The 21,269-nt window shown below is 73.2% G+C and carries 18 protein-coding genes; 7 read left to right on the top strand and 11 right to left on the bottom strand.

The window, feature by feature from the left end:
* Positions 1-122: 122 nt before the first annotated feature.
* The 3 genes from ACFZDE_RS03965 to ACFZDE_RS03955 all read right to left on the bottom strand — a co-directional run bounded on the left by ACFZDE_RS03965 (position 123) and on the right by ACFZDE_RS03955 (position 3,821).
* Positions 123-2,087 (bottom strand): DUF1996 domain-containing protein, encoded by a 1,965-nt coding sequence (locus tag ACFZDE_RS03965; RefSeq protein ID WP_391197114.1) that lies wholly within the window; start codon positions 2,085-2,087, stop codon positions 123-125.
* 253 nt (positions 2,088-2,340) lie between these two features.
* The gene (locus tag ACFZDE_RS03960) at positions 2,341-3,021 is read right to left on the bottom strand and encodes a lytic polysaccharide monooxygenase (protein WP_391197472.1); all 681 of its coding nucleotides are present in this window, start codon (positions 3,019-3,021) and stop codon (positions 2,341-2,343) included.
* A 167-nt stretch (positions 3,022-3,188) separates the two neighbouring features.
* Entirely contained in the window at positions 3,189-3,821 is a 633-nt protein-coding gene (locus tag ACFZDE_RS03955; RefSeq protein ID WP_391197112.1) for a GNAT family N-acetyltransferase, read from the bottom strand.
* A 568-nt stretch (positions 3,822-4,389) separates the two neighbouring features.
* On the opposite strand from ACFZDE_RS03955, the gene ACFZDE_RS03950 reads away from it, so the two are divergent.
* Positions 4,390-5,352, top strand: coding sequence for a YhjD/YihY/BrkB family envelope integrity protein (locus ACFZDE_RS03950; protein WP_391197469.1), 963 nt, complete (start codon positions 4,390-4,392; stop codon positions 5,350-5,352).
* Between the two features lie 11 nt (positions 5,353-5,363).
* On the opposite strand, the gene ACFZDE_RS03945 is transcribed toward ACFZDE_RS03950, so the two are convergent.
* Together ACFZDE_RS03945 and ACFZDE_RS03940 are read right to left on the bottom strand one after the other, a co-directional pair.
* Positions 5,364-5,816, bottom strand: a complete 453-nt coding sequence (locus tag ACFZDE_RS03945) for an NAD(P)H-dependent oxidoreductase (protein ID WP_390990221.1) — start codon at positions 5,814-5,816, stop codon at positions 5,364-5,366.
* A 127-nt stretch (positions 5,817-5,943) separates the two neighbouring features.
* On the bottom strand, positions 5,944-6,342 hold the full coding sequence (locus tag ACFZDE_RS03940; RefSeq protein ID WP_391197109.1) for a DUF3618 domain-containing protein: 399 nt from the start codon (positions 6,340-6,342) through the stop codon (positions 5,944-5,946).
* Positions 6,343-6,582: 240 nt separating this feature from the next.
* On the opposite strand from ACFZDE_RS03940, the gene ACFZDE_RS03935 reads away from it, so the two are divergent.
* Positions 6,583-7,032, top strand: a complete 450-nt coding sequence (locus ACFZDE_RS03935; RefSeq protein ID WP_391197108.1) for an SRPBCC family protein — start codon at positions 6,583-6,585, stop codon at positions 7,030-7,032.
* A 70-nt stretch (positions 7,033-7,102) separates the two neighbouring features.
* Here the strand turns inward: ACFZDE_RS03935 and ACFZDE_RS03930 are convergent, their stop codons facing one another.
* Complete coding sequence (locus ACFZDE_RS03930) at positions 7,103-11,431, bottom strand: HAD-IC family P-type ATPase (RefSeq protein WP_391197107.1); 4,329 nt, start codon at positions 11,429-11,431, stop codon at positions 7,103-7,105.
* 16 nt (positions 11,432-11,447) lie between these two features.
* Positions 11,448-12,020, bottom strand: coding sequence for a hypothetical protein (locus ACFZDE_RS03925; RefSeq protein ID WP_391197106.1), 573 nt, complete (start codon positions 12,018-12,020; stop codon positions 11,448-11,450).
* A 221-nt stretch (positions 12,021-12,241) separates the two neighbouring features.
* Here ACFZDE_RS03925 and ACFZDE_RS03920 point away from each other — a divergent pair, with 221 nt between their 5' ends.
* The 5 genes from ACFZDE_RS03920 (at position 12,242) to ACFZDE_RS03900 (ending at position 17,476) form a co-directional block, all read left to right on the top strand.
* Entirely contained in the window at positions 12,242-12,919 is a 678-nt protein-coding gene (locus ACFZDE_RS03920; protein ID WP_391197104.1) for a nucleotidyltransferase family protein, read from the top strand.
* Positions 12,920-12,960: 41 nt separating this feature from the next.
* Positions 12,961-13,248: a hypothetical protein gene (locus ACFZDE_RS03915; protein ID WP_391197102.1), complete on the top strand. Its 288-nt coding sequence runs from the start codon at positions 12,961-12,963 to the stop codon at positions 13,246-13,248.
* Complete coding sequence (locus ACFZDE_RS03910) at positions 13,245-14,009, top strand: metallophosphoesterase (RefSeq protein WP_391197100.1); 765 nt, start codon at positions 13,245-13,247, stop codon at positions 14,007-14,009. The genes ACFZDE_RS03915 and ACFZDE_RS03910 overlap by 4 nt, the downstream gene beginning before the upstream one ends.
* A 279-nt stretch (positions 14,010-14,288) precedes the next feature.
* Entirely contained in the window at positions 14,289-15,953 is a 1,665-nt protein-coding gene (locus tag ACFZDE_RS03905) for an alkaline phosphatase D family protein (protein ID WP_391197098.1), read from the top strand.
* A gap of 155 nt (positions 15,954-16,108) precedes the next feature.
* Positions 16,109-17,476, top strand: a complete 1,368-nt coding sequence (locus ACFZDE_RS03900; RefSeq protein ID WP_391197096.1) for an alpha-lytic protease prodomain-containing protein — start codon at positions 16,109-16,111, stop codon at positions 17,474-17,476.
* A gap of 61 nt (positions 17,477-17,537) precedes the next feature.
* On the opposite strand, the gene ACFZDE_RS03895 is transcribed toward ACFZDE_RS03900, so the two are convergent.
* The 4 genes from ACFZDE_RS03895 to ACFZDE_RS03880 are packed head-to-tail and all read right to left on the bottom strand — an operon-like array spanning position 17,538 to position 21,266.
* Positions 17,538-18,674, bottom strand: coding sequence for a serine hydrolase (locus ACFZDE_RS03895; protein WP_391197093.1), 1,137 nt, complete (start codon positions 18,672-18,674; stop codon positions 17,538-17,540).
* Complete coding sequence (locus ACFZDE_RS03890; RefSeq protein WP_391197091.1) at positions 18,671-19,588, bottom strand: DUF6895 family protein; 918 nt, start codon at positions 19,586-19,588, stop codon at positions 18,671-18,673. Before ACFZDE_RS03890 ends, ACFZDE_RS03895 begins: the two co-directional genes overlap by 4 nt.
* Positions 19,585-20,562 (bottom strand): DUF6895 family protein, encoded by a 978-nt coding sequence (locus tag ACFZDE_RS03885; protein WP_391197466.1) that lies wholly within the window; start codon positions 20,560-20,562, stop codon positions 19,585-19,587. Before ACFZDE_RS03885 ends, ACFZDE_RS03890 begins: the two co-directional genes overlap by 4 nt.
* An 8-nt stretch (positions 20,563-20,570) precedes the next feature.
* Complete coding sequence (locus ACFZDE_RS03880; protein WP_391197089.1) at positions 20,571-21,266, bottom strand: hypothetical protein; 696 nt, start codon at positions 21,264-21,266, stop codon at positions 20,571-20,573.
* Between the last annotated feature and the right edge of the window lie 3 nt (positions 21,267-21,269).

Genomic DNA, 21,269 nt, shown 5'->3' with positions numbered 1-21,269 from the left:
GGGTGGGTGTTTCGGCGACGGTCGAAGGGTGCCGGAGCGCGCGGCCTCCTCCACGCGACGGCGGCGGGATCCGGTGGATCCCGCCGCCGTCACCGCCTCACGCCGGGGCGTGTTCAGCCGCCTCACATGTGGCTGCGCCTCACCCGGCGGAGGACGACGAAGCCCGCGATGACCAGCACGGCACCCGCCGCGGCCGGCCACAGCTGGGCGCCGGTGTCGGCCAGGCCGCCCTCGCCGACCGCCTGCGGCTCCGTCCGGGACGGGGCCGACGGGGTCGGGGCGGCACTGGTCGCCTGGCCGACGGCCTGGGAGTCGCCGAGGCCGTCGCCGTCCTCGGCGTCGCCGTTCTTCGAACCGCCGCCCTGTCCAGCGGCGTTGCCGGCGTCGGCGGAGGCCGTCGCCTTCACCTCCGGCTCGGCGCCACCGGGAGCCGTGGAGGCGTCGCCGGGCTGCGGCTTGCCGTCCGGCCGCTCCGCCGGGGGCTTCGCGGCACCGTCCTTGCCGTCGTCACCGTTGTCACCGTCGTCGCCCTGGTCGCCGGGCTTGCCGCCGCCGTTGCCGTTCTGCGGGGCCTCCGGCGCCTTCGTCGGCTCCTCCTGGGGGGCCTCGGGGGACTTGCTCGGCTCCTCCTGGGGCTCCTCGCTCGGGGCCGGGTTCTGCCCGCCGTCCGCTCCGGCGCCGCACTTACGGCCCTCGTTGATGCAGTCGACCATCTCCCCCATCAGATCCTCGTCGAAGATGTTGATGAAGTCGCCGTGGTCGGTGATCGGCTTGTGCAGCTGCTCCGGAAAGGAGTCGACCGCGAACAGCGGTGTCGTACGGCCGCCGTCCTGGAGGCTCGGCGCGTCGATGTCGTAGACGATGCGCTGGACCAGCTGCGGGATGGGGCGGAAGCCGGACGGGCAGTTCCCCGCGTCGTCCGTGAACGCCACGTGGGTGCGGTGGTTGGCGCTGTCGATGTTGCGGCCGTCCCAGCAGCTCTGGAACTTGAAGGTCCGTACGACGTCGCTGCCCTGCGGGCACAGCGGGTACTTGTCCTTCAGCTGCCGGTCCTCGAAGCCGGTGCAGCTCCACGAGGCGTTGGCGTTGGCGGGGCCGTTGACGAACGACTTGGCGTCGCCGGTGATGATGCGCAGCAGCCGCGGCATGGCCGTGACCTTCTCACGCGGGTTGCCGACGAACGTCAGTGTGACCTGCTTCGGCGTGACGATCTCGCCGGCGTTGCCCTCGATGCCGCCGCCCGGCTTCTGGGCGTCCTGTTCCTGGGTGCCGTTCTGCAGGCGTATGACGGGCCAGTAGTAGGACGACTTGTCGCCCTGGTCCTCACAGCTCGTCCCGGCCTTCGCGAGGTCCTGGTCGCTGGCGAAGGCGTTGTTGCCCTGGTTGCCGACGTAGTCGTGGAAGTGGTGGGCGCCGTTGGTGACGCCCGGGGCCGCGATGATGTTGTCGGAGTTGAACAGGCCGTTCTCGTTCACGCCGCAGCTGGTCGCGAAGGAACCGCCGGACGCGCCGGCCTTGTCGTTCGCGTTGGGCTGGACGCTCTTGATGTCCGCGAAGTCGGCGGCGACCGGGCCGTTGCCCGCCTGACCGCCGTTGGCGCCCTGGCCGTTGCCCTGCTCCTGGCCGGCCTGGCCCTGCTCCTCGGCGGGCTGTCCGTCGCCGCCGTCCTGGTTCTCGCCCTGCGCGGGCGCCTCGTTGCCGGCCTCGACGGTGCAGGCGGCCAGGGCCTCCAGCCCTTCGGGGCGGTCCCCGACGCGGTCGATGGCGATCGCGATCCGCTCGAGGGTCGCGGCGCGCTTCTCCTTCAGCGGGTTCATGACCGCGTTGTCGGCGAAGCCGGGGTCCTGCCGCACCTGCTGGGCCGATTCGCTCAGCCGCTGGTAGGCCTTGGCTATCTGCTCGTCGAGGAGGGCGAGTTCCTTGTCGACCTCCCCCCGCGCCTGTTCGGGGACCGAGGTCAGCTTGCTGCCGACATCCGGGCAGTCGATCGTCGCGCCCGCGGTACGAACCCCAGCGCCGGACCGCGTCTGGGCGGAGTCACCGCCCGAACCTCCGTCCGTGGCCGAGGCATAGACATTCGCGGCCATCAGGCCGCCTCCGCCCAGGATCAGTGCGAATGCGGCGAAGGTCGCGCGTCGTGGTCCGGTAGGGCGTCTTCGCGTGTTGCGTGCCAAGGGTGCTCTCCTGCGCTTGTGGCGTGCCGGGCATGAAAATCCCCTCGCCCCATACGTACGGGAGCACCGGTGTGTTCACCCGGCTCGAAAACTTTCGGAGAACTCTCATGGAACCCGCGCCTGACCGGGCCCCGCCGGACGGTGCCGCCCGGCGGGGAGGCGCAGGTCAGCGGAAGTTCACGTCACTGCACAGGAAGTAGGTCTGGTCCATGTGCGAGGCCTGCCAGATCGTGTAGACGACGTGCCGGCCGCTGCGTCCCGAAGTGCTCACCGGGATCTCGTAGTTCTGGCTGGGCGCGTACCTGCCGGTGCGCTTGACGAGCTGGAGGTCGTTCCAGGTGAGCGGCTGGGTGGTGGGGTCGAAGCCCTGCCGCGTGACATAGACCAGGAAGTAGTCGGCGCCGTGACTGGCCTGGTCGTACAGCTTCACCGTGAAGTCGCCGGTGATGTCCGTGGTCTTCCAGGCGCCGACCGTGTCGAGGGAGTTGTACCTGCCACCCTCGGTACGGCCGCCGCTGCACAGCTGCCCGTCCGGGACGGCCGCGGGGAAGTTCCCGCCGGAGCCGTTGCGGTACAGGCCGTTCCAGTTCCACATGGCGTTGGCGTCGGCCCGCCACGCCTGCCAGCACATGGGGTCCTGCTGGGCCATCGCGGGGTTCAGGTGGTCGCTGCCCCAGCGCAGCCAGCAGCCGTAGTTGCGGGAGGCCGGGTCGACGACCGAGCCGTGGGCGACGGCGGTGCCGCTCCAGGGGATCAGGCTGAGCAGCGCGGCGACCAGGACGCTCAGGGCGAGCGTCAGCCGGGTCCTGAGTACGGGACGATTTAGATCATGACCATGACAATTCATGATCTCATTCATGATCTCTCGCTTTCGGGTGTGGGGGTGTGGCGCGCGCGGTCGCGCTTTCGATCATGTTTCGAAGCGGGAGCGTTGTGGGAGCGCTCCCACTCTTCTCCAGGCTGCACCCGATGACATGCGTCGGCAACGCTCGAATCGCGCCACTTCCGTCTCGGTCAGAGCCGTTCGAGGTCCTTGGTGGTGCGTCCGAGGCAGGTGGCCTCGCCCGGTTCGGGGACGGTGATCTCCTCGAAGCCCATCCGGTCGTAGAAGGCCCTGGCCCGGGTGTTGGCGCTCGCCATGGAGAGGTGCACGGCCGGCACGCCTCTGTCCTGGAGGGCCCCCAGGAACGTCCGCATCAGACGGCGTCCGTGGCCGCGGCCCTGCCGGTCGGGCAGCAGGTCGATGTGCAGATGCGCGGGATGGGCGGCCAGTTCGGGCAGCACCATCCGCTCCGGGTGGTGCAGCATGGCCGCGATCGCCTCGTCCGGGGTGCGCGGCGGCCGGGGCGGTTCGGGGTAGCGGTCGGCGACCAGGGGCAGCCAAGTGGTGCGGAAGGCCTCGGCGAAGCGTGGGGTGTCGGCCGTGCCCAGGATGTAGCCGACCGCCTGCCCGTGCCCGTCTTCGAGCACGAAGGCCAGGTCCGGTTCCAGGTGCACGTACGGCGCGGCGAAGGTCGCCGGGAAGATGCCCGGGTCCGCGTAGTGGGGGCGGCTGTCCTCGCCGTGGTGCGCGGTGCGGATGCAGATGTCGTCGAGGGCGGAGCGGTCTTCGGGGCGGTACGGGCGGATGGCGGGCGTTGCGGTCATGGCTGCATCGTGCCGGGCATGGGAGCGCTCCCTCAACCTCATTCCGAGCGGCGAGGACGTCCGGCTCGAACGGACGCGGCTTAAGGGGGCGGGCTGGGGTTACCCGGCTCACATGGTGAAGCTGCATATTCCGGGACGTAAAGAGCACGACGAGGCCGAGGCACCACGCTCGCGGGAGCCGCGCTCCGGGGCGGGGGCGGAGCGCCGGGTGTCGCCGGAGGCGGATCGGCGGGTGTCGCCCGACGCCGATCGCCGGGCGTCGCCGGAGGCGGACCGCTGGGTGTCGCCCGACGCCGATCGCCGAGTGTCGGCCGAGTCGGACCGGCGGGTGTCGCCGGAGTCGGACCGGCGGGAGGCGCCCGGGTCGGACCGCCGTGTCACGCCCGACGCCGATCGCCGAGTGTCGGCCGAGGCGGACCGGCGGGTGTCGCCGGAGTCGGACCGGCGGGAGGCGCCTGGGTCGGACCGCCGGGTGTCGCCCGACGCTGATCGTCGGGGGTCCCCTCCCGGCGCCGAGCGGGGTGACGGGCCCGATTCCGTCGCCGAGGAGCCCGGGCCGGGACCCGAGGTGGAGCGGGCGGCGCCGGACTCGCCGACCGAGATGCCCCGGAAGTCGTGGGGCGCGGTGCTGAAGGGCAGTCTGCGGGAGTTCAAGGACGACGAACTCACCGACCGGGCGGCCGCGCTGACGTACTACGGCGTGCTGGCGCTGTTCCCGGCGCTGCTGGTGCTGGTGTCGATGCTGGGCCTCACCGGCCGTTCGACCACGGACAAGGTCACCGAGAACGTCCGCGAACTCGTGCCCGGCTCGGCGGGCGACATCATCACCCGGGCCGTCGACCAGTTGCAGGGCAACGCCGGTGTCGGCTCGCTGATGGCGATCCTCGGTCTGGTGCTGGCCGTGTGGTCGGCGTCCGGTTATGTGGGGGCGTTCATCCGCTCCGCCAACGCCGTCTACGACATGCCCGAGGGCAGGCCGGTGTGGAAGCTGCTGCCGATGCGGGTGGGCGTGACGGTCCTGCTGCTGGTGATGGCCGTCATCAGCGCGCTGATCGTGGTGTTCTCGGGCGGGCTGGCGCAGCAGGCCGGAGACGCCCTGGGCATCGGCGACACCGCGCTGACGGTGTGGTCGATCGCCAAGTGGCCCGTGCTGGTCCTGCTGGTGGTTTCCATGATCGCGATCCTGTACTGGGCGGCCCCCAACGCCAAGGTGAAGGGGTTCCGCTGGATCACCCCGGGCAGTTTCCTGGCCCTGCTGATCTGGATGGCCGCCTCCGCCGGTTTCGCGGTCTACGTGGCCAACTTCGCCTCGTACAACAAGACCTACGGCACCATGGCCGGTGTCATTGTGTTCCTCATCTGGCTGTGGATCACCAATCTGGCGATCCTGCTGGGTCTGGAGTTCGACGCGGAGACGGTGCGGCAGCGGGCCATCGCCGGTGGGCATCCGCCGGAGGCCGAGCCGTACACCCAGCCGCGTGACACCCGGGCGTGGGACGAGCAGGACCGGCGCCGGCTGGAAGAGACCTGACCCGGCCCGGCTCAGCCCATGAGCCCGGCGGCGACGGTCGCGCCCAGTTCCCAGCACCGCTGGAGGTCGCCCTTGTCCGGCTCGCCGGTCACGGTGACGGCCTCGGCGGCCCGGCGCCAGCCGAGCCCGGTGGTGACCGACTCGATCCCGCGCACCGCGCCGGTGACGTCGTTGCCGCCGTGCACCCAGTAGCCGAAGGGGCGTCCGCGCGTGGCGTCCAGGCACGGGTAGTAGACCTGGTCGAAGAAGTGCTTGAGGGCGCCGGACATGTAGCCGAGGTTCGCGGGTGTGCCGAGGAGGAAGCCGTCGGCGGCGAGGACGTCGGAGGCGGTGGCGGACAGCGCGGGCACGCGCACGACCCGGACGTCCTCGATGTCGGGGTCCGTCGCCCCGGAGACGACGGCTTCGAACAGTGCCTGGCAGTTCGGCGAGGGCGTGTGATGGACGATCAGCAAGGTGGCCACGGCACCCGACCTTGCCGTCCGGGCCCCCGTCACGCAAGCCGGGGCCCCGTCACCGTGTGTGGTGACGGGGCCCGGGTGTCGCTGTCGTCGCCCGGCCGTCGCCGTGACAGCGGATCGGTGGGCAGGTTCAGCGGCTGCCTCGGCGGCGGATCAGCAGGCAGGCCACGAGAACGGCGCCCGCGCCCGCCAGCAGGGCGGCGCGGTGGTCGCGTACCTGCCGCGGGGCCTTGTCCTGCCAGACCTGATCGGCCTGTGCGGCTTTCTCCCTCGCGCCCTGGGCGGCGGCAGCGCTCTTCTGCTTCACCGGCTCGGGCAGCCTCCCCTCCACCGTGTGGGCGAGCTGCGTGGCCTTGGCCCTGGCCTGCTCACCGACCGCCACGGCCTTCTCCCGGGCGCGGGTCCTGACGTCGGCCCGGTCCGCCAGGGCCTGGACGGTGTCGCCGAGTTCCTGGCGGGTGTGCTCGACCTGCTCGCGCAGCTCCTCCTGGCTGCGGGCGGTCGGCTCGTCGTGCGGGGGCTGGGTCATCGCTGTGCACTCTCCTTGATCTCGGCCATGTCGGCCTTCACGCTGTCGATGGTGTGCCGCGGGGCGGGCGCCGTGCGGTGCGTGTCCGTCATGGCCATCGCCTCCCGTTCCGTGGTTCGGGGCCGGGTACCAGCGACAGCGGAAAAGACACCTGGTGGGACGAGTCGCGATGACCAGGAGTGAACCGCGCGAGATCCGGTACCCGTTCGCCGCTCACGTACGAGAGAGGGAGGCATCGCCTTGTCGCAGGTAGAGGAATCCATCGAGGTCCGCGTGCCGGTGCACACCGCGTACAACCAGTGGACGCAGTTCGAGTCCTTCCCCCAGTTCATGGACGGTGTCGAGCGCATCGAGCAGCGCACCGACACCCTGACGCACTGGGTGACGAAGGTCGGCGGCCAGGCGCGGGAGTTCGACGCGGAGATCACCGAGCAGGTCCCGGACGAGCGTGTCGCCTGGACCACCGTGGGCGGCGAGGCGCGGCAGGCCGGTGTGGTGACGTTCCACCGGATCCAGGACGACACGACCAAGGTCATGCTGCAGATGGACTTCGACCCCAGTGGTGTGGCCGAGACCGTCGGCGACAAGCTCGGTTTCGTGAAGCGGCAGGTCTCCGGTGATCTGGCGCGCTTCAAGGAGTTCATGGAGTCCCGCGGAGCGGAGACGGGCGCCTGGCGTGGCCAGGTCTGACCAGGTGTGAGCCGGTGTGAGGAGGCCGCCGTCCCGGCATGGGGCGGCGGCCTCCCGCTGTGCCCGCCCGCTACGCCACGGGGGCGGCGATGCCGCTGCGGAGGAGCTGCCGGGCCTGCTCGCCCAGGTCGCCCAGGCGCGAGGCGAGTTGTGCCGCGGCGTCGTAGAGGGCGTGCACGGCGCGGAGCCGCTCCAGGCGCGGGGCCAGGGCCGACAGGGTGATGGCCAGGGCGACGCCGGACCAGGCGACGGGGCCGAGCGGGGTGCAGCCGAAGAAGTGACTGACGCCGGGGGTCTGGACGAGGGCGGCGAGGACGGCGGCGGAACCGAGCGCCGTGACCCACACCAGGGTGCTGTGGCGCCGCCCGGAGAGGGTCTGGACGAGCTGGGCGCCGACCACACCGCACAGGGCCATGGTGGTGGACCGGCGTTCGGTGCCGGGGGTGAGGCGCCCGATGAAGTACGCCGCGACCGCGCCGAAGCAGGTGGTGATGCCGCGGCGGCGGATGGAACGCAGCAGGGGCGCGCCGAGGGCGTCCAGTCCCATCGGGCCGGTCGCGGCGTGCTCGGCGGTGGCGGGGTCGCTGCTCGGTGTGACGGCCACGGCCATGGCCGGGAACATGTCGGTGAGCAGGTTGACCAGCAGCAGCTGACGGGTCGACAGGGGTGAGGCGCCGGCGAGCAGGGTGCCGAGGACGCTGAAGCCGACTTCGCCGGCGTTGCCGCCGATGAGGATGCTCACCGCGTCGGCGACGCTGCGCCACAGGGCCCGGCCCTCGGCGACCGCGTCCACCAGGACGGACAGGTCGCCGGTGGTGAGCACGAGGTCGGCGGCGTTGCGGGCGGCGGCGGAGCCGCGGGACTCGACGCCGACCCCGACGTCGGCGGCGCGGATGGCGGCGGCGTCGTTGGCGCCGTCGCCGGCCATCGCCACGACCCGCCCGGCCTGTTGCAGGGCCTCGACGACATGCAGTTTCTGCTCGGGGGCGACCCGGGCGATGACACCGGCGCCGCGCAGCACCCGGACGCGTTCGCGGCGTTCCATGGCGACGAGTTCGTCGCCGGTCACCGCCTCGGTCTCCTTCGGCCAGCCCAGTTGCAGGGCGATGGCGCGGGCGGTCTCCGGGTGGTCGCCGGTGAGCATGACGGGCAGGATGCCGGAGCGGCGCAGCTCCGCGAGCAGGGCGTGGGAGGTGTCGCGCGGGACGTCGGCGAGGGCGACGAAGCCGCTGAACTCCAGGTCCGCGAGCGGCAGGTCGAGTTCGGCCTCGGCGTCGCCGGCCCGGCAGGCGCGGTGGGCGACGGCGAGGACGCGCAGTCCCTGCCCGGCCAGTTCGTGAGCGGTGTCCCAGGCGTGGCCCGGCAGGTCCGGGCAGGCGGGCAGGATCGTCTCGGGAGCGCCCTTGACGACGAGCACCTCCCCGCTGTCCGGGTCGCCGTCGCGACCGACGGCGGCGGCGTAGCCGCGGCGGGTCTCGAAGGGCAGTTCGCCGGTGGGGGTCCATCCCGGGTCGGGTGGGGCGACGTCGAGGACGGCCTCGTCGGTGGCGTGCGCGACGCGGCGGCCCTGCCCCGTCTCTTCCTGCGGGCAGGCCCGCGCGGCCAGGCGTACGACGGGTGCGGCCGGTTCGTCGCCGGTGGCGACGACGGTGCCGTCGGGGGCGGCGACGCGGACCAGGCGCAGCCTGTTCTCGGTGAGGGTGCCGGTCTTGTCGAAGCAGACGGTGTCGACGCGGCCGAGCGCCTCCAGGGTGCGCGGGGTGCGGACCAGGACGCCGCGGCGGGAGAGCCTGCGGGCCGCCGCCATCTGGGCGACGGTCGCGACGAGCGGCAGCCCCTCGGGGACGGCGGCGACGGCGACGGCGACACCGCCGCTGACGGCGCGCCGGACGGGGCTGCCGCGCAGCAGGGACAGCCCGGTGACCGCCGCGCCGCCGGTGAAGGTCACGGGCAGGGCCTTGCGGGTCAGTTCCTGGAGCCGGGCCTGGACACCGGCGGGGGGCGGGGTGCGGGCCGCGAGGGTGACGGCCCGGCCTGCCTCGGTCTGTTCGCCGGTGTCCACGACGAGGGCGGTGGCCCGTCCGGCCACGACGGTGGTGCCCTCGAAGACCATGCAGGTGCGCTGGGCCACCGGCAGGCCGGGGGTGGCGTCTACGGACTTGGTCACCGGCAGGGACTCGCCGGTGAGCGCCGACTCGTCGACCTCCAGTCCGTCGACGCCCAGCAGCCTGGCGTCGGCGGGGACGACGTCGCCCGCGCCGAGGCTGATCTCGTCCCCGGGGCGCAGCCGGGCGGCGTCGACGGTGACGGTGTGTGTGCCGCCGTTCTGCTTGCGGGCCTTGGGCTGCTGGCGGGCGGCGAGCCGGGCCAGGGCCTGTTCGGCGCGCAGCCGCTGGAGTCCGCCGGTCACGGCGTTGAGGTCCATGGCGCCGACGACGAGCAGCGCGTCGACGACCGAGCCGAGCAGCGCGGAGGCGACGGCTCCGGTGGCGAGGACGGGGGTCAGCGGGTCGTCGAGTTCGCGGCGTACGGCGCCGGCGGCCTGCCACGTCCAGCGGGCGGGGGCGACGGCCGGGTGCCGGGTCAGGCGGGTGGCCTGCTGCCTGGAGCGGTCGGCGAGCAGGGCGAGTCCGCGGGGCTCGCCGTCGCGGTCGGCGCGCCCGAGCCGGTCACGCGCCTCCTGGGGTTCCAGGGCGTGCCAGGGAATGTGCAGCCGGGGCGGCGGCGGGGTCGCCCGGGCCACCCGGGCGGCTTCGTACCAGCCGGTGAGCAGGGCGCCCGCGGCGGTGATGTTGACCGGGGCGTGCCGGGTGAGGGGCCACAGGAGGCGCCGGCCCGGGGGGTGTCCGCCGCGGGCGACGAGGAGCCCGGAGAGGGCCGCGCCGGCGCGGGCCAGGGTCTGCGAGCGGCGTCCGACGCGCCGGGCGGCGGGGATCGCGGCGAGCAGCCGCCACACGTCGGCGAGGCCGCCCGGGGCCAGGACGTCGACGTCCCAGGAGACGGCCGCCCCTCCGTCGGCGAGGGCCATGGCCACGTCTCCGGCGGGCAGTCCGGCCGCGACGTGCCCGTCGCCGGACTCGTGCGGGCGGGCGACGGTCACGACGACGCGTCCCTCGTCCTGGAGGGCCCGTACGACGTCTCCGAACGGCTTGGTGCTCGGGGCGACCTCGTCGGCGAGGCGGGTGATGTCCTTCAGGTCGGTGCCGCCCGCGATGACGACGTGCAGTCCGGCCCTGCGGGCGGCGTCCAGCACGGCCTCGGCGAAGGGATGGACCGGGTCGTCGGGCGGGCCGTCGCCGGTGTCGTCGGGCCGCGGGCTGCGCAGGGCGTCGGCGTGCAGGACCAGGGCGTCGGCGATCTCCAGCTGCCGCAGGCGTTCCCCGTTGCGCAGGAGGATCCCGGCGTGGGCGAGGAAGGTGCCGAGGGTGGCGCCGAAGGCGGCGGGGCCGTACCGGGCCGCCTTCGGGGATCCGGCGAGGACCGCTTCGGCCGCGTCTCCCGCGTTGTGGGTGACGAGGAGGGTGGCGGCGGCTCCGGCAAGGCTGCCGGTGCCGGCATGGGAGGCGTACTCGGCGGCGGGGGTCACCCTGAGCGGCGGCCGGCTGCCGACGGGACCGGGCAGGCTGGTGCGCCGGTGGTGGCAGACGTCGTCGTGCAGCGTCTCGAAGGCCGCGGCCCTGGCCACGGCTTCGGTGAGCTGGTTGCCGCGCAGCACACCGTCGAGCACCAGGGCGAGCGGGGTCTGGCCGATGCCGTGGGCGGCTGCGTTGGCCGCGGCGAGGACGAGTTCCATGCCGGCCGTGCCGAACCGCTGCCGGAGCAGGGCTCTGAAGCGCGGGTTCTCCCGCAGCAGCGTGACGGTGGCGGTGATGACGCGCGAGGTGGGCGGCAGCCGCAGGGACCGGCCGGCCAGGGCACCGGCCGTTCCCGCGGCGTCCATCAGGATCGCCGCGGCGGTGACGCGCACCTCGGTGGGGTCCCCGGGGTGGCTGGTGTCCCGGGTGTTGGGGTCGGCTCCTTCGGCCAGGCCGAACCGGGTGGCGAGCTGGGTGGCCCGCTCGGTGACGCGGTCGGTGGCGGCGTCCTCGGCGACGGTGACCACCAGGCGGGACAGTCCGCCGTCCCAGTACGCCGTGAGCACGTCCGGGTGCTCGACCAGTTCCTCGGCGACCTGGCGGGCCAGGGCCCCGGCCTCGCCGTCGGGTCCGCGCAGCGCGAGGTGGAGGCGCTGCCCGGCCTTCCAGTGCGGTCCGCCGGCCAGGGCGCCCCGCGCGACGTTGCGGACGCGGCGCGTGGTGTCGTAGGCGGACGTCATCGAACGGGCCGCGCCGCGCAGGGCGCCCGCCGCGGCCTCGGCCATGGCTCCGGTGAGCGGGGTGACGTCGAAGAGTGCGAGCATCTGCCGGCGTCCCGGCTCAGCCGGTGGGGCGGCTGTCGCGCGCGGGCCCGTGGGGGTGCTCCTCGCCGTGGTGCGCGGTGGCCTCGGCGACCTGCTTCAGCGCGGAGGCGGTGGCGGTGTCGCCGACCTTGGCGGGCTGTTCGTGGACGTGCTGTTCCGGCCGCTCGTCGCGGCGGCGGGAGGGGGTGAGTCTGCCGCCCGGGCCGTGCGCGGAGGTGTCCTCGTCGTCGCTGCGGGCGGGGCGGTGGTTCCCGGTCTGGGCCGTCCGGGTGCCGCCGTCGGTCGGCGCGCTGTCGGGCCGCGGCCGGGTCAGCCAGGCCACGGCCGCGCCGGTCACCGCCACCGGCCACTCCACGACTCCGGCCACGCCGAGCACCCCGGCGCCCGCGTAGACGGCCATCCGGCGGCCGCGTGGGGAGACCGCGCCGATCCTGTCCAGCGCGTCCGTGGCCACCTTGCCCACCTGTTCCGCACCGGGCAGGTGTTTCAGGCCCGAGGCCACGGCCCGCAACGGCTGCGGAAGTCCGGACGAGCGTGATGTCTCCTGGTCCATGCCGACCTCCACAATCGCGTCACCCAGTGGCTTCATCCGGTTTCCTGCACCTTTGCCCCATATTCCGTCGTCGTGAGGCTGTGCGCTTGTCTTGTTCGGCCGAGGTGTGAGAGGTACGGCAGGGCCTGTGACCGCCCGCCTCTTCGGAAGCCGTCCGTGTCGGGGCGGGCGCGCCGGGTACCCAGTGCAGGCACACAGGCCGTCTCGGTCCGGGCACCGCACGGGAGCGGAGTGCCCGGTTCGGCGAAGGAGTGGTCATGACGCAGAACGGTGATGACGCGACGCTCGTCCGGCGCCCGGGGATCCCCGACCTCCGGGCGGCACCGGACGGCGACGAGCCCGCGCCACCACAGGACCCGCAGGCGGACCAGCCTCTGCGGGAACTCCCCCAGGACCGCAACCAGGCGCTCCTGGAGGCGGCCAAGCAGGTCGGCGCCCTGCTCAAGCGCGAGGGGCACCTGTTCGCGCTGGCCGGCAGCGTGGCCGCCTACGCCCACGGCGGCGAGAAGAACCTCCAGCACGACGTCGATTTCGCGATCCGGCCCGAGGACGCGGAAGCGGTGGCGGCCACCCTCCATGAAGCCGGGCTGACGGTCTACACCCCGCCGGAGGACTGGCTGATCAAGGCCACGTGCTTCGGCCAGCCGGTGGACCTCATCTTCGAGCTGGCCAACCGGCCGGTCGGCGCGGACATGCTGAAGCGGGCGCAGGAGCTGTCGGTCGACTCGGTGCGCATGCCCGTGCTGGCCCCGACCGATCTGCTGTGGAGCCTGACCGCCGCGTTCTCCGAGCACCACTGCGACTTCGGGGCCGCCCTGCCCATCGCCCGCGCGCTGCGGGAGAAGGTCGACTGGGAGCGGGTACGGCGCGAGTGCGGGGACGAGCCCATGCCGGCGGCCTTCTTCTTCCTCCTGGAGCGCCTGAACGTCATCTGACGTCCGCCCGGAGCGCTGACACGTCATCCGAAGGAGCACTCATGAGCACCCACGGTTCACAGGACGCGGGCGGCGGGCCACCGGCCGAGAACCTGGACTACCGCATCGCCCACCTTCAGGACCACCTCGCCTCCGGCGCGCTCGGCGAACTGGGCGTACGCGTCGAGGCCCGCGGCCGGACGGTGCTGCTCACCGGCACCGTGCCCTCGGCGCCCTGCCGCGACGAGATCCTGCGCACCGTCCATGAGGAGTTCGCCGGGTTCCCCGTGCACAGCGACCTCGTGGTCACCGAGGCGTCCTCCCCCGACCACGCGGAGGAGCTCTCATGATCCGCGTCGCAGCCGTCGGAGACATCCACATGGGGCCCGAGAGCCAGGGCGTGCTGCGCCCCGCGTTCGAGACCCTGCCCGAGTGCGCCGACCTCCTGCTGCTGGCCGGGGACCTCACCCGGCACGGCACGCCCGAGGAGATGCGGGTGGTGGCCCGGGAGATCGAGGGTCTCGCCGTGCCGGTCGTCGCCGTGCTCGGCAACCACGATCACCACGACGACCGGCCGGAGGAGGTCACGGCCATCCTCCGGGACGCCGGGGCGCACGTTCTGGAAGGGCAGGGGACGGTCGTCGAGAGCGGCGGTGCGCGGATCGGCGTCGCCGGGACCAAGGGGTTCGGCGGCGGCTTCGTGGGCCGCTGCGCCGGGGAGTTCGGCGAGCCGGTGATGAAGGAGTTCGTCCGGCACGCGCGCCGGTGCGCCGACGGCCTGCGGGCCGCCCTGGAGCGACTGGGCGAGGAGGGCTGTGACGCACAGATCGCCCTGACCCACTACTCCCCCGTCGCGGACACCCTGGCGGGCGAGCCGCTGGAGATCTACCCGTTCCTGGGGAGCTATCTGCTGGCCGAGGCGATCGACACGGCCGGGGCCGACCTCGCGGTGCACGGGCACGCGCACGCCGGCACCGAGCACGGCATGACGAGCGGCGGCGTGCGGGTGCGCAATGTGGCCCAGCCGGTCATCGGGCGGGCCTTCCACGTGTACCACCTGCCGGTCCGGGAGCCCGCCGCGACCGGGGCCGCCGCCCAACAGGCCCACTGAGCACGACCCCTGAGGTCACGTCAGGCCCATCGAGGGTCCCTGAGGACCCACTGAGACCACCTCTCCCCCTCCGCCGCCGGTGAACACCGGCGGCGGTTTCTGTTGCCCGCCGCCGCGCGCTTCGAGCCGCCCGGGTACCGCCTGTGGTGTGAACCCCCCGCACGTCGTGCCCGTTTCAGGCATTTTGTCTGCTTAGCATGCGAACTCCGCGCTCCGCACATCGGCGATGTCCCCACGCGTCCGTCCGGGGCGCACGTGCCCCGTACGAGAGGACATCAGATGGCGCTGACGGGCCGTCAAAGACCACCCTCCGAGCATGCCTTCTCCCCGCACGACGCCGTACTGCGCAGCGCGGCGCCGCATCTCGCCCGCCGTCGCTTCCTGACCGTCACCGCGGCCGCCGCGATGCTCGCGTTCGGCACCAACCGGCCGGCGCGCGGCGCTACCGCCACCCGTGAACTCCGCACGGCCCGGATCACCGACAACCCCTTCACCCTCGGCGTGGCCTCCGGGGACCCGCTGACCGACTCCGTGCTGCTGTGGACCCGGCTCGCGCCCCAGCCGTTCGCGGAGGACGGCGGCCTCGGCCAGGAGCGGGTCGCCGTCTCCTGGGAAGTGGCGCTGGACGAGTGGTTCGTCCTCGTCGAGCAGGAGGGCACGGCCACGGCCCACCCGGAGTACGCCCACAGCGTGCACGTCGACGTCAAGGGCCTGCTACCGGACCGTGAGTACTACTACCGGTTCCGGGTCGGTACCTGGATCAGCCCCGTGGGCCGCACCCGCACCGCCCCGGCCCCGGGCAGTGACGCCGACGGCCTGCGGCTGGCCGCCGTCGCCTGCCAGGCCTACCAGGACGGCTACTACACCGCCCACCGGCATCTGGCGCAGGAGGACGTCGACGTCGTCCTCTTCCTCGGTGACTACCTGTACGAGTACGCCGTGGACTCCGCCGGCGGGGCCCGCCGCTACACCGACCGCAAGCTGCCCGACGTGTTCAACCGCGAGGCGACCACCCTCGCGGACTACCGGCTGCGCTACGCGCTCTACAAGAGCGACCCGGACCTCCAGGCCGCGCACGCCCAGCACCCCTTCGTCGTCACCTGGGACGACCACGAGACGGAGAACAACTACGCGGGCGCCTACGACGAGAAGGGCAGCACCCCGGCGGACTTCCTGGTGCGGCGGGCCGCGGCCTACCGGGCGTACTGGGAGAACCAGCCGCTGCGCGCCGAGCAGTTGCCGAGCGGGCCCGACGCCCGGCTCTACCGGCGGCTGGCCTGGGGTTCGCTCGCCCAGTTCGACATCCTCGACACCCGCCAGTACCGCTCCGACCAGGCCTACAGCGACCGGCCGCACGCGCCGGGCCCCGAGTCGGACGATCCGGCCCGCACCCTCACCGGTGCCGACCAGGAGCGCTGGCTGCTGGACGGCTGGCAGAAGTCGGCCGCGCTCTGGCACGTGCTGCCCCAGCAGGTGTGCTTCTCCCAGCGCAAGTTCGACCTGACCGAACCAGCCCGGGTCTCCATGGACGCCTGGGACGGCTACCGGGGCTCGCGCGGCCGCGTCATGGCGGGCGCGAAGGCCGCGGGCATCGACAACCTGATGGTCCTCACCGGTGACGTCCACGTCGGGTACGCCTTCGACATCAAGGAGAACTTCGACGACCCGGACTCCAAGACGGTCGGCACGGAGTTCACCTGCACCTCCGTCGCCAGTGGCGGCAACGGCGCGGCGAAGCCCGCCGAGTGGGACACCTACATGAAGGCCAACCCCCACATGAAGCACTTCGACGGGCGGCGCGGCTACGTCCGGGTCGACCTGGGCCGCGACAACGCCCAGGTCGACTTCCGGACCGTCCCGGCCATCACGACACCCGGGGGCGGCATCTCCACGACCGCGTCCTTTGTCACGGAGGCGGGTTCGCCCGGCCTGAAGTCCGCGTGAGGCGTCCGCCCTACTGCACATGGCGCCGTTCCCCGCACCAAAGCGCGAAACGGGACGGCGGCGGACATCACCCCGGGCCGTTGCGGCTAGGCCCTCCGTGTCGAACCCCGTATCGAGACCCCTGTCGAACCCAGTGATCGAAGGAGACACATCGCATGGTCCACAGACATGCCGTGACCGGCCGCCGGGTGGCGCTGACCACGCTCGGCGCGCTCGTCGCCACCGGCATCCCCGCCGCCGTGGCGGCCGAACCGATCCCCGCTGCGGGCTCCGTGCCCTCGGCCGCCCAGACCCTCGGCGCCGACCGGCCGTCGGCCCCGATGCTGCGCGCCCTGGAGCGCGACCTCGGGCTGACGCCGGCCCAGGCGTCCCGGCGGCTGGTCAACGAGGCGGAGGCGGGCACCCGGGCGGGGCGTCTGCGCAACGCCCTGGGCGACCGCTTCGCCGGAGCCTGGCTGCGCGGCACGTCGTCGCAGGAGCTGATGGTGGCGACCACGGACGCCACGGACGTGCCCGCCATCGAGGCCCAGGGTGCGAAGGCGGCGGTCGTGAAGACGCCGCTGCGCGACCTGCGCGCCGCCAAGGAGAAGCTGGACGCGGCGGCCGCCCGGAGCGACACCGGCCGGACGCCCCTGTGGTACGTCGACATCCCCGGCAACCGGGTCGTGGTGGAGGCCGCGAGCAGGGCCGCCGCGGCCGCGTTCGTCGAGGCCGCCGGGCTCGACGGCAAGCGCGTGGGCGTGAAGGTCACGAAGAACCGGCCGCGGCTCATGGAGGATCTCACCGGCGGCGACGCCTACTACATCGACGGCACCGCCCGCTGCTCCATCGGCTTCTCCGTCACCAAGGGCGAGCAGGAGGGCTTCGCCTCGGCGGGCCACTGCGGCAAGCCGGGCGCCAAGACGACCGGGTACAACAAGGCGGCTCAGGGCACCTTCCAGGCCTCCACCTTCCCCGGCAAGGACATGTCGTGGGTCGCCGTCACCGACCCGTGGAAGGCCACGCCCCAGGTGAAGGGCGAGGGCGGGCAGACGGTGGAGATCACCGGCTCCGTCCAGGCGCTCGTCGGGGCGGCGGTCTGCCGCTCGGGCTCCACCACGGGCTGGCACTGCGGCGAGGTCGAGCAGCACGACACGAGCGTCAGCTACGCCGAGGGCCGGGTGGACGGGCTGACCCGGACGACGGTGTGCGCCGAACCGGGCGACTCGGGCGGGCCGTACGTCTCCGGGGTCCAGGCGCAGGGCGTGACGTCCGGCGGCACCGGTGACTGCGCGAGCGGCGGCACCACGTTCTACCAGCCGATCAACGCGCTGCTCAGCGATTTCGGCCTCACCCTGAAGACCGCCGGGGCGGAGACCCCGGCGCCGCAGGGCAACGCCGCGCAGACCTGGGCCGCGGGCCGGGTCTACGAGGCCGGGGTCACGGTGACGCACGCGGGTGTGCGCTACCAGTGCCTGCAGACCCACCAGGCCCAGGGCCCCTGGGCGCCCGAGGGCACCCCCGCCCTGTGGCAGCGGGTGTGACGAGGGGTCAGGGCTGTCCGGCGCCGCAGCGGCCTGTGCCGCCGGCGCCGGGCGGGCCCGGTCACTCCCCGGCCAGCAGCGCGTATGCGGCGGCGATGAACGGGTCGCGGGCGCGGAAGCGGCGGGTGCAGACGGCGGCCAGTGCCATGCCGGTGTCGGGGCGGAAACCGAGGAACGCCTGCTGGCCCAGGGTCGCGCCGCTGTGGAAGTACAGCGGTCCGCCGTCGGTGGGGTGACGGAACCAGGCGACGGTGTGCACGTGCCGGTGCGTCAGGCCTCTGCGGAGCACGGGGCGGCGCACCGCGCGCAGGGCGGGCGCGAGGTCCGGCGGCGCTTCGCCCGGGTTCAGCTGGGCCTCCAGGTAGGTGAGCAGGTCGTGCGGCGTGGCGCGCACGGCGCCGGCCGCCTGGAAGCCACCCGCGTCGATGGGGGGCACGGGTGTCTCGCCGTCCTTGCCGTGCCCGACGGCGTCGAGTCCCGAGTCGTCCGCGCGCAGGGTCGTGCCGTCGAGGCCGAGCGGACGCAGCACCCGGCCGGTGACGAGGTCCTCCCAGGGAGTGCCGGTCGCGGCGGCCAGGGCGTGTCCGAGGACGGCGACACCGTAGTTGGAGTAGTGCCAGCGGGTGCCGGGGCGGTGGTGGGGCGGGTGGCGCAGGAAGGCGTCGACGACCCGGTCGGCCGGGAAGCGGGCGTAGGGGTTGGTGCGCCAGGCCGGGAGGGCACGGCGGAGGAAGCCGGGCGGCAGGGCGGGCAGTCCGGAGGTGTGGGTGATCAGATGGGCCAGGGTCACGGGAGCCGTCCCCGCGGGCCGTCCGCGGTCCAGCAGGGCGAGGGCCGGTTCACCGCCGGTCAGTTCGCCTCGGTCGATCAGGTGGGCGAGGAGCAGGCCGGTGAACGTCTTGGTGGCCGAGCCCATCTCGTAGCGGAGGTCCTCGCGGGGCAGGGGCGGGGGCGGGTTGGTGCCGCCGCTGCGGATGGTGCGGTGGCCGTGGCGGGAGAGGGCGAAGACGACATCGGGGGCTCCGCAGGTGGTGACGGCCTCCTCCAGTCGTTCGCAGAGGTGCTCGTCGGCCGGGAGGGCATCGTCCCGGTGCGAGGTGTGCGGTGGCCTCTGCTCGTGCTCCCGGGTGACGCCCGGATCCGTGGTCTCCGCGTCGGGCGGTTCACCCGGCCAGCCGGTCGGCGGACGCCCCGTCATGACGCGCGGGACAGTTCGGCCAGGCACCGGGATGTGGCCAGTGCCGATGCGTACGCGGCGACCAGGGTGGGGTGGTAGACCATGTCGAACACCTCGTCCCGGTCTCCTTCGGGCATCGTTCGCTCCGCGGGCATGGCACCGTCGGGCTGCTGGGCGGCGGCGAAGGCGGTCCAGGCCCGTTCGTCCAGGGCGGGCTGGGGCAGGCAGGCGTCGACGGCCAGCAGTTCGCCCAGCAGATCCCAGCTTTCCAGATCGAGCCAGTCGTCGATCCAGGCCGGCAGCCAGGCGGAGAGATAGTCGGCGACGGCGGGCGGGATGCCGTCGAGGTTCTCGCCCCAGTCGGCCATGTGGAACACGGCGTGGGTGATGTCGTAGGCGAAGTGCCAGTCCACCGTCCAGGGTTCCGGCGTCCGCGCCAGCCAGGTGCCGCGCCGCACCTCGTCCTCGGGGTGCCGCGGAGGCAGGCCGAAGCGGCGCTCGGTCCCGCACAGTCCGAGGCGGCGAGTGGGGGTGAGTTCGGCGCCCGCCCAGCTGGTCAGCCGGTGGTTCAGGGCGATGGCCCGTTCCAGCTCGGGCTGGAGGTAGCCGAGTTCCTTGAACGGCTGGTAGACCTCGAAGGGGATCGGGGAGATCGGCTCCGTACGCTGCCCGCGTACCAGCATCCGGCCGCCGTCCAGTGTCTCCCGCCACGCGTGGTCGAGGAGCTGGTGGGCCATCCGCGTCTGGTGCGACCCGGCCACGCCCTCGCGGAAGAGGGTCCCGCAGATCACGGCCAGTTCCCCGATGGGCTTGAATCTCTGGAGGAAGCCGACTTCCGGGTCCACGTCGAGCTCCAGCCGGAACCCGTCGCGGTGGGCCCATAGCCATTCGAGGGCCCGGACCCCGACCGTGTGGATGAGACGCGTGTCGGTCATCCCAGCACTCCTTGTCCGTCGTGCCGCTCGGGCCGGTGGCGCGTATCGGGAGCGGGTTGCCCGTCGTCGAGCCGCCCGGCGGTCAGAGCCGCTGCGAAAAGGGCCATGAGGGTGGTGTGGTAGTGGCCCAGAAAGTCCTCGTCCTCGGTGTGCTGACCGCTCTGCCCCACCGTGGGTATCGCGCCCGAGGGGCGCTGTGCCGCGGCGATGCGCTCCCACGCGTCCTGGAGCACGTCGGGTTCGGGCCGCTTCGGCAGGGTGGCCGCAACGGCCAGCAACTCGCTGGCGAGATCCCACATCCGGGCGTCCAGGCAGGTGTCGAGCCACGGCGGCAGCCAGTCGTCCAGATAGGCGGCGAGGTCCGGCGGTACGGACCGGGGCCCGGCACGCCCCCAGTCGGTCAGGTGGAAGACCACATGGGTGACGGCGTACCCGGCGTGGCGTTCGAAGGTCCAGGGTTCCGGCAGCCCGCCCAGCCATGTACGGGCCAGCGCCTGTGCCCTCCCGTCAGGCCGACGCACACCGGCGCGTTCCTCGGCGTTGAGGACGGCGAGCCGCCGTGTCGGCTCCTGCTCGGTGAGCTGCCAGCCACGCGTGCGGGTGAGCACGGCCGCGGCGTCCTCGTAGCCGGCGTGCCGAACGTCGGCCGCGGAGGCCAGAGCGGCGTACACCTCCAGCGGGTAGGTGGCGAACGGTTCGAGGCACTGCATGCGCAGGAACAGCTCCCCCTGGCCGGTCTGCTGCCACGCGAAGGACAGCAGTTCCGCCGCCCGGGTGTGCAGCGGGTCGCAGGGCGCGGTGTGACGGGAGACGGCCGCACAGGTCACGGCGAGTTCGCCCAGCGGCTTCCAGCTGAGGTTCACCTCGTCGTCGGGTGCCAGGGCCTCCTCGCCGAGCGCGAACTCCCCGCGGTGTGCGAACACCCACTCCATGGCCGGATCGGCCACCTGCCGCAGCACCCTGCGCACGTCCATGGACGCCGTCACGCGCCGGGTCCCTTCTCCAGCAGCCGCGCCGCCCGCAGCTGGAGTTCGACACGCGGATCCTGACCGCCCATCAGCTCGACGAAGTCGAGGCCTCGTTCGAGGCCCAGCGTCTCCGGCACGCCGTCCAGCACGGTGAGCCAGCGTCCTGCGCCGGCGGCCTGAAGCCAGTCCCTGCGGCGCACCGCGCGGACGAAGCCACGGGCGACGTCGACCGGGCGGCTCCCGACCACGCGGACCACGGCGTTGTCCTCTCCGGGCAGGGCCAGGGACGCCAGCACGGCCAGTTGGTGCGTCAGGTGCTGCCAGCTCGCGCCGTCGAGCCAGGAGGCGTCGGGCGTTCGGTCGGAACTGTCGGTGTATCCCGGGTCGAGGCGCCTCAGGGCGCTGCGCATGCCCCAATGGCTCCACGCCACGGGCGGTGTCGCGTCGGGGGCCGGTGTGTAGGTCTCCACGACCTTGCGGAACACGGCGAGTTCCTTGTGCGAGGTCGGGGTGTGCAGCAGGGTGCTGGGCAGCAGCATGTCAGCTCCCAGCACACGTATGGCCGCGTATGCGAGGCCTCCCGCTTCCGCACCGGCCGTCGTGGTGACGGCCGCGTGGGCGTGGTCTCCGCCGCGGAGGGCGGAGACCACGCTGGAAGCGAGATCCTGCACCGCGCCCTGCAACGGGGTCGAGGTGCCTGACTGCTTCATGGG

Source organism: Streptomyces sp. NPDC007929 (genome assembly GCF_042959065.1).
Taxonomy (GTDB): Bacteria; Actinomycetota; Actinomycetes; order Streptomycetales; family Streptomycetaceae; genus Streptomyces.
Note: the sequence above shows the minus strand (reverse complement) of the source record. Positions and strands in the feature narration are given on the sequence as shown.

What these genes read in the sequence shown, in the direction of transcription:
- ACFZDE_RS03965 (WP_391197114.1), bottom strand. Translation starts at nt 2,087, where the DNA reads ATGGCCGCGAATGTCTATGCCTCGGCCACGGACGGAGGTTCGGGCGGT.
- ACFZDE_RS03960 (WP_391197472.1), bottom strand. Translation starts at nt 3,021, where the DNA reads ATGAATTGTCATGGTCATGATCTAAATCGTCCCGTACTCAGGACCCGG.
- ACFZDE_RS03955 (WP_391197112.1), bottom strand. Translation starts at nt 3,821, where the DNA reads ATGACCGCAACGCCCGCCATCCGCCCGTACCGCCCCGAAGACCGCTCC.
- ACFZDE_RS03940 (WP_391197109.1), bottom strand. Translation starts at nt 6,342, where the DNA reads ATGACCCAGCCCCCGCACGACGAGCCGACCGCCCGCAGCCAGGAGGAG.
- ACFZDE_RS03930 (WP_391197107.1), bottom strand. Translation starts at nt 11,431, where the DNA reads ATGCTCGCACTCTTCGACGTCACCCCGCTCACCGGAGCCATGGCCGAG.
- ACFZDE_RS03925 (WP_391197106.1), bottom strand. Translation starts at nt 12,020, where the DNA reads ATGAAGCCACTGGGTGACGCGATTGTGGAGGTCGGCATGGACCAGGAG.
- ACFZDE_RS03920 (WP_391197104.1), top strand. Translation starts at nt 12,242, where the DNA reads ATGACGCAGAACGGTGATGACGCGACGCTCGTCCGGCGCCCGGGGATC.
- ACFZDE_RS03915 (WP_391197102.1), top strand. Translation starts at nt 12,961, where the DNA reads ATGAGCACCCACGGTTCACAGGACGCGGGCGGCGGGCCACCGGCCGAG.
- ACFZDE_RS03910 (WP_391197100.1), top strand. Translation starts at nt 13,245, where the DNA reads ATGATCCGCGTCGCAGCCGTCGGAGACATCCACATGGGGCCCGAGAGC.
- ACFZDE_RS03905 (WP_391197098.1), top strand. Translation starts at nt 14,289, where the DNA reads ATGGCGCTGACGGGCCGTCAAAGACCACCCTCCGAGCATGCCTTCTCC.
- ACFZDE_RS03900 (WP_391197096.1), top strand. Translation starts at nt 16,109, where the DNA reads ATGGTCCACAGACATGCCGTGACCGGCCGCCGGGTGGCGCTGACCACG.
- ACFZDE_RS03895 (WP_391197093.1), bottom strand. Translation starts at nt 18,674, where the DNA reads ATGACGGGGCGTCCGCCGACCGGCTGGCCGGGTGAACCGCCCGACGCG.
- ACFZDE_RS03890 (WP_391197091.1), bottom strand. Translation starts at nt 19,588, where the DNA reads ATGACCGACACGCGTCTCATCCACACGGTCGGGGTCCGGGCCCTCGAA.
- ACFZDE_RS03885 (WP_391197466.1), bottom strand. Translation starts at nt 20,562, where the DNA reads ATGGACGTGCGCAGGGTGCTGCGGCAGGTGGCCGATCCGGCCATGGAG.
- ACFZDE_RS03880 (WP_391197089.1), bottom strand. Translation starts at nt 21,266, where the DNA reads ATGAAGCAGTCAGGCACCTCGACCCCGTTGCAGGGCGCGGTGCAGGAT.